General features: G+C 71.2%; 6 protein-coding genes. All 6 read left to right on the top strand.

Translation table 11 applies throughout. The annotated features are described in order from the left end of the window. The first annotated feature begins 334 nt into the window (after positions 1–334). From NBW84_RS01240 to NBW84_RS01215, 6 genes are read left to right on the top strand one after another with little or no spacing between them, the layout of a single operon-like run. Complete coding sequence (locus tag NBW84_RS01240) at positions 335–1,138, top strand: FHA domain-containing protein (RefSeq protein WP_250280885.1); 804 nt, start codon at positions 335–337, stop codon at positions 1,136–1,138. After that, positions 1,135–1,818: a PP2C family protein-serine/threonine phosphatase gene (locus NBW84_RS01235; protein WP_250280884.1), complete on the top strand. Its 684-nt coding sequence runs from the start codon at positions 1,135–1,137 to the stop codon at positions 1,816–1,818. The genes NBW84_RS01240 and NBW84_RS01235 overlap by 4 nt, the downstream gene beginning before the upstream one ends. Further along, entirely contained in the window at positions 1,818–2,897 is a 1,080-nt protein-coding gene (locus tag NBW84_RS01230; RefSeq protein ID WP_250280883.1) for a serine/threonine-protein kinase, read from the top strand. The genes NBW84_RS01235 and NBW84_RS01230 overlap by 1 nt, the downstream gene beginning before the upstream one ends. Next, complete coding sequence (locus NBW84_RS01225) at positions 2,894–3,472, top strand: hypothetical protein (protein ID WP_250280882.1); 579 nt, start codon at positions 2,894–2,896, stop codon at positions 3,470–3,472. Before NBW84_RS01230 ends, NBW84_RS01225 begins: the two co-directional genes overlap by 4 nt. 58 nt (positions 3,473–3,530) lie before the next feature. Then, the gene (locus tag NBW84_RS01220; protein WP_250280881.1) at positions 3,531–5,996 is read left to right on the top strand and encodes an Hsp70 family protein; all 2,466 of its coding nucleotides are present in this window, start codon (positions 3,531–3,533) and stop codon (positions 5,994–5,996) included. Continuing rightward, a complete protein-coding gene (locus NBW84_RS01215) occupies positions 5,993–7,012 on the top strand; it encodes a hypothetical protein (protein WP_250280878.1) in 1,020 nt (339 codons plus the stop codon). The genes NBW84_RS01220 and NBW84_RS01215 overlap by 4 nt, the downstream gene beginning before the upstream one ends. The last annotated feature ends 184 nt before the right edge of the window (positions 7,013–7,196 follow it).

The raw sequence follows: 7,196 nt of genomic DNA, 5'->3' as shown, positions 1-7,196 counted from the left end.
GGTTGACGGTTCCGGTGTTCTTTATATCGCTGACACAGGAAACGGCCGGGTGCGCCGGGTGGGCCCCAGTGGCGGGTAGCGGATTCCGGGAAAGGTTCCTCGGAACTTCCTGTCATGGCCCGTGTCGGCCTGTCCGGCATGTTGCCGCGCGACGCCGGACGAGAGCCGCGCGCGGCCCCGGAGCCCTCCTCCCGGCGCCGCGTCCCGGCCGGAACGGCACCGCTGTCCGGCCCGGCGGGGCTCGTCGGGTGCGCGTGACACCGGCGTCCACATCCGGTTTCCATCTCGTTGCCATGGCCGTCGGTGTGTGGCTCGGCCAGGCTCGGAGCGGCGCATGCATGTGATCAGAAAAGAGGCGGGGCTGGTGGGGAGCCGAACGGTGGTGCTACAGGTCACATCCCCGGAGGGCACCGTGCACGACGTCGAACTGGATACCGGGCCGATCACCATCGGGCGGGAGGCGTCGGGACACACTCCGGACGTCGTGCTGGGACCGGACCCCCAGCGGTGGGTCGGCCGGTTGCACTGCACGCTGGACTTCGCCGACGGCATGTGGTCGGTGACCGACAACGCCAGCGTCAACGGCACGCTGCTGCGGCACGGCGGCATCACCGACCGCCTGCGGGGGCACCGACGGATCCAGCATCAGGACACGCTGCTGATCCTCGGCGGCATGAGCCCGGGCGGTGAGCCGCTGTACTGGGAGCTGATCTTCCTGGATCCGAACGCCACCCTGCCGGCGCCGTTCGGCCCGCCGCCGGAGGTCCGTCACGTCGGGCCGTGCCTGCGCTACGACTGGGTGGCGGCCAGGGTCTACCGCCACGAGGACGGGGTGGAAACCCTGATCACGGGGCTGCGTCCGCAGGGCCACCAACTGCTGCGGTACATGGCCGGACGCAACAGCAGCGGCGCGGCGGTGACCTGCGACCACACCGAGTTGATCACCGCACTGTGGGGTCCTCGCGAGGAGTGGGCGGCCCACCGCTCGTACACCCGTGCCGACGTCGCGGGCGTCGTGCGGGCCGTGCGGCGCTGCATCGAGGTGGACCCGTCGAACCCTCGCATCCTGGAGACCGTCGCAGGCATCGGTTACCGCCTCAACGTCCACCCGGGTGCCGGGGACGGGCGGTCGGCATGATCCGATACGCTGCCCGGACCAGGACGGGTCACCTGCACAGCGACAACCAGGACCGGCTGGCGGCCGACGTCGAGCGGGGCACGTTCATCGTGGTCGACGGCATGGGCGGCCTGGCGGAAGCGTCGGCCACCGCGCAGGCGGTCGTCGAGCAGTTTCCCCGCCGGGTGCGGGAGCGTGTCACGGCGTTGCACGGGCCAGACGTGGCGCAGGCGGTGACCGCGGTGGCGGCGGAGCTCAACGAGCGGGTGCGGCAGGGTGCGCGCGCGGGCCCGGACAGCACCGGCGCGGCCGTCGCGCTGCTGCTCGTCCGCGACGGCCTGGCGCTGGTCGTGCACCTGGGTGACAGCAGGATCTACCTCGCGCGAGACGGGCGTCTGCGTCGGCTCACCGAGGACCACACCCGGGGCGGGCAGCTCACCCGGTTCGTCGGCATGCCCGGAGAGGTCGTCCCGGGCGTTTCGGTCACAGAGCTGTATGCCTGTGACCGCATCCTGCTGTGCACCGACGGGCTCACCGGCAGCGTCGACGACCGGGCGCTCGCCGAGCTGCTGACCACGCCTGACGGGCTTGACGGGGTGTGCGGGCAGCTGGTCGAGGCCGCTACCGCGGGGGGAGCGGTCGACGACATCTCGGTGATCGCCATCGAGTACGACGCGAGGAACGCGAGGGGGATGGGCTGATGGCGCTGCTCGGCAACGGCGACGAGATCGGCGACAACCTCACCGTGGAACGGCTGCTCGGCGAGGGCGCGTTCGCCGAGGTCTACCGGGTGCGGCACCGCCACCTCGGCCGGCAGGCGCTGAAGCTGTTCAAGAAGGTCGCCTCGCTGGAGGAGACGGACGGGATGCTGGACGAGGCCCGCCTGCTGTCGGCGCTGGGGCATCCGAACATCGTCCGGGTGTTCGACGCGAACACCGTGCGGACTCCGCGCGGGCTGCGCGGTTTCTTCACGATGGAGTACGTCGCCGGGGGCAGCCTCGAACGCCTCGCCGCGGTGCACCGCCCGTCGGTACCGACGGACCTCGTCGCCGAGGTGATGGAGCAGATCGCGAACGGGCTCGCGGCCGCCCACGGCCAGGACCCGCCGATCGTGCACCGGGACATCACCCTGGCCAACATCCTGGTCGGCTACGACGGCACCGGTATGCGGGTGCGGGTCAGCGACTTCGGCCTGGCCAAGCGCGCCAACCCGTTCACACAGCTGGCCAGCGCGCAGGGCACCTACGCGTTCATGGCCCCGGAGGTGCTGCGGGACCAGGGCTACTCGTGTGCCAGCGACGTGTGGTCGGTGGGCACGGTCGCCTACTGGCTGCTTACCAACCACTTTCCGTACCACGACGGGGGACGCTTTCCCTCCTGGTACTCCGTCGCCCGGTTCAGGCAGGCGCCGTTGCCGCCCAGCCGTTACAACGACGATGTCGACGCCGAGCTGGACCGCATCGTGCTGGCCACCCTCGAAGTCGACTCCGTCAACCGTCCGGTTACCGCACAGGCCCTCGCGGACGCGTTGCGCGAGCGTCGGGAGGCCGGCGGAGGCTCGGCGGCACCCTCGCCCGTGACCCCGGCTCCGGGCTCCCCGCCTCCGCCGCCCACCAGACAGGCCGAACGTCTCGCCGAGAAGGCGCTGGCGCTCTCCCGCGTTCCCGGCCAGCTGCCACGGGCGGCCGATCTCATGGAGGAGGCGGTCAACCTGTCGCGGTACCTGCGGGATCTGTACCTGCACAAGCTCGTCCTGTGGCGCCGGGGGGTGATGATGTGAGCCAGCAGCTGACACGGATGCGGGCGGAGCTGCGGCAACGCCGCCATCACCGGGCTTTCCGGATCGCGCCACCGGCATGGGACGAGTTCCTGTGCGAGCAGATGGAGCGGTTGCTCGCCGAGATCACCGAGCTCGGCGATCTCGGCGCGGCGGAACCCGAGTCCCAGCCGGACCCGCCGCGGCCCGGTCCCGGTCCCGGTCCCGGGTCCGGGTCCGGGCCGTGTCTCGACGAGAAGGCGCTGGCCCGTGCCGTGACGAACCTGTGGAAGGCCCAGCGCAAGCTCGCCGAGGAGGAGGAACCGTCCGCCCGGGCCCGGCAGGCCGCCCGCTACCTGCGCGCATGCCGCGACGCGCTGGCCGAGGCCGGGCTGGTCGTGCAGGACCACGACGGGGACGCGTTCCATCCCGGCCGCTCCATCGAGGTCCTCGCCTTCCAGGAGGATTTCTCCCTGGACACCGAAAAGGTGCTGGAGACCGTCCGGCCGTCGGTCTACTTCCAGGACCGACGTGTCCAGATGGGCCAGGTGATAGTCGGGCGCCCGCCCTCTTCCGGGCCCGTCGGCACAGTGTTCTAGCTCGGTGCCCGGCCCAGTACGGACCAAACATTCGACACGGATCACACAGAGGGCTGTCATGCGTGACACGATCGACTTCGGTATCGACCTGGGTACCACGAACAGCGCCATCGCCGTTGTCAATGACGGCACGGTTACCGTAATCAAGAACAACGACGGCTGGGAGACCACGCCGTCCGCGGTCTGGATCCCCAAACCGGGGGTCGTCCATGTCGGACGCCGGGCGCGTGACCGCAGCGAGAACGACCCGGAGAACGTGGCCGCGGAGTTCAAGCTGGAGATGGGGCTGGCCGACGCGCGCCGGCGTTTCGCCAAGGCCGCGGTGGAGCTCACCCCCCAGCAGCTGTCGGCCGAGGTGCTCAGGTCACTGCGCGCGGACGCCGCGCACCAGTACGACAACGTTCCCCCGGAAGTCGCGGTGATCACGGTGCCGGCGGCGTTCGCCCTGAACCAGAACAAGGCGACCGTCGACGCGGCGGCGCTGGCGGGTTTCAGCGCGGAGTGCCCGCTGGTACAGGAGCCGACGGCGGCGGCCTTCGCCTACGGTTTCCACAACACCGCGGACCGGGTGTACTGGATGGTGTTCGACTTCGGCGGGGGGACGTTCGACGCCGCCGTGGTCAGCAAACGTGACGGCGACCTGCGCGTGCTCAATCACGCGGGTGACCCCTACCTTGGCGGCAAGCTGATCGACTGGGCGCTCGTCGAGCGGGTTCTGGCACCCGCGGCCAGCCGTGACCTCGGTTTTTCCGAGTTCCGCCGGGACAATCCGAAGTGGCTGAAGAACTTCGCGATCCTGAAGCAGGCGGCCCAGGACGCGAAAATCCAGCTGTCCCGGCTCGGACAGGTGGATATCACAACCGAGCTCCTGGACGAGGGGGCGAGCAGGGAGACGTTCGAGTACACCCTGACCCGCGACGAGCTCGACCGGGTCGCCGAGCCCTTCTACGTCAGGGCGATCAAACTGTGCCGCTCCGCGCTCGGCGAGGCCGGGCTGGGCGCGGACGACATCGACCGCCTGCTGCTGGTCGGCGGGGTCACCCTCGCTCCCGGGCTGCGGGAGCGGCTCGCCGACCCCCGGCACGGCCTGGGCATCGAGCTGGACTTCAGCCTCGACCCGACCACCGTGGTCGCCTGTGGCGCGGCCATCTTCGCGAGTACGGTCCGCAGCCCGGAGCCGGCGTCCTTCGAGCCCGCGCCGGGGGAGTTCACGCTCGAACGGCACTACGACCCCAGCGTGACCACGACCAGGCCCACCGTTGGTGGTCACGTGCACAGCGCCGCTCCGGTCGACTGGACGGCCTATTCTGTTACCCTGAGCAACCCAGCCGGCCGTCCACCGTTCACCACCGGCCGCATCGCACTGGCCGCGGACGGCGGCTTCCTCACCGAGGTCGACCTCGATCCTCACCAGACCTCACGCTTCACCGTCGAGCTGACCGACGCCACCGGCACACCCCGCAAGCTCACACCGGACACCTTTCCGATCACACATGGGGGCACCGAGTTCGGTGGCCCGCGGCTCGGGCACTCGCTGGGTATCCAGGTCGCCGACGGCAGGTTCGAGCCGATACTGCGGAAGAACGCCACCCTGACGGCCAAGGGCAAGAAGCCGTTCCTGACCACCGGCGCGTTGCGCCGCGACGATCCGGAGTCGGTGCTGCGGATCACCGTCCTGCAGGGCGAACACAGCCGGGCGGACCGTAACCGTGAGGTCGGGGTGCTGGAGATCCGGCCACGTGACGTCCGGATCGATCTTCCCGCGGGCAGCGGCGTCGAGGTCACCTTCGAGGCGAACACGTCCAACCTGGTCACGGTGGTCGCCGACGTGACGCTGGTGGGGGAGCAGTTCGATGCCGAGCTCAACCTGGACAGCGTCCGGACCAGGAGCCCGCAGGAGCTGGAGAACCTGCTGCACGAGGCGGAAGAGCGGCTGGCCTCGCTGCACAGCCAGGCCGTGACCGGGGAGAAGCGGCTGGCCGAGCTTGAGAAGGACGGCACCCTCACGACCGTCCGTGAGCAGGTGCGAGCGGCCAGGGTGGACGCTGGCGCCGCGGCGACGGCCGAGGACCGTCTGCGGGAGCTCAACGCCAGACTGGACGACATCGAGGACGCCGTGAAACTGCCCGAACTGGTCCAGCAGGTGGACGAGCTCCTGGACTGGGCCGCCGGGCCCGCGGAGCGGTTCGGCACCGCGGCGGACCGGCAGGCGCTCGCGGATCTGCGGCGCCGGGCACGGGAGGCGGCCGACGCCGAGGACGTCGCGGCGGTGCGCAACCAGCTCGACCGGATCATCCCGCTCGTCCTCGAGCTGGAGCGGCGCAACCCGGACTGGCCGGTCCGGCTGTTCTACAGCCTCGAGAGCGTGCTCGGTGCCACCGGCCAGGCCGATGCGCTGATCCGCGAGGGCAAGCGGGCCATGGCGGCGAACGACGTACGCGGCCTGGAGGCGGTGAACCAGCGTCTGATCCGTCTGCTGCCACGGGACGCGCAGGATGCGATCATCACGCTGGTTCCGGCATGAGCGAGCCGCTGCGTTCCGTGCTGGACGCCCAGGTGGCCGTCAGCCGGGCGCGCGCCGCCGCGCGTGCGGGTGATCTGGACCGGGCGGCGCGGCTGCTGGACGGCCTCGACGCCGCCGGCCGCCTTGACGCCGCCGGCGCGGCCGGCGTGCCCGTGCTCGACCTGCGGGCCAGGGTGCACGCCCAGCGCGGCGAGCTGGCCGAGGCGGACAGGTGCTGGGCCAGGGCGCAGGCCCTCGTACCCGATGATCCGGCCGCCGCGGCGGGTCGCCACACCATCAAAAAGATCAGCAAAGGTCGCCGGCGCGTTCGGCCGCTCGTCGGGCCGGGCCGGGTCGTGGCCGCAGCCGTGGCCGTGACCGCGGTGACGGGGACGGCGCTCGGGTATTTCCCGCTCGACGGCCTCGGACCGAGACCGCCCGGTGTGGCCAGCCCCTCGGAGCGGGCCCTGGTACACGCGGCTCAGCCGCGGCGGGAGGACGAGAGCACCGAGACGCTGGAACGGCGCGTTCACGCATCGGAACAGTACGCCAGCGCCCTGGCGGGGCGGCTGGCGTCGCTGGACGCGGAGCGCGCCGCGGCCGCCGGCCGCCGCGCCCGTGATCTCGACGCGATCGTCGAAGGGCTGGGGACGCTCTCCGGTGCGTCCGTGGAACGCCGTGCCGAGGACGTCCGGGTGGTCTTCAGCACGGGGCTGTTCCTACGCGACGCGGAGATCAGCCGAACGGGCCGGCTGCTGCTGACGCGGATCGGCGGCCGGCTGGCGAGCATGAACGTGACGACGACCGTGGTAGGTCATGTGTCCGCCGTGGCCGGAGGGCGGACGAGCGGAGGCTCCACGGTCGCGCTGGACCGTGCCCGGGTGGCGGTCGGCTACCTGGCGGCGGGCGGCAGACTGCCCCTGACAGCGTTTGCCCTGGTCAGCGCGGATCAGACGCAGGGTCCGTTCCCGGACGTCCAGCGTAACCGCACGGTAACCCTGATGATCATCCCGAGGGAGCCGCCAGCGCCCCGCTGACAGCTCGCCCGCGGCCTCGGACATCCGTCCCGGAGCACACCCGGTGCCAGCTGACGCCAAGCCGGTGCGGTGCGGTGCGGACGACCCTGGTGCCGAGGTCCTGGCACCAGCCGGCTCTGCTGTCAGCCGGCCCTGGTGCCGGTGGTCCTGGCTGGTGCCGGTGGCACGCGGTCAGGTCAGGACG

Source organism: Protofrankia sp. CiP1_Cm_nod2, from assembly GCF_920664355.1.
GTDB lineage: Bacteria > Actinomycetota > Actinomycetes > Frankiales > Frankiaceae > Protofrankia.
This window is presented reverse-complemented; position numbering and strand designations above follow the sequence as displayed.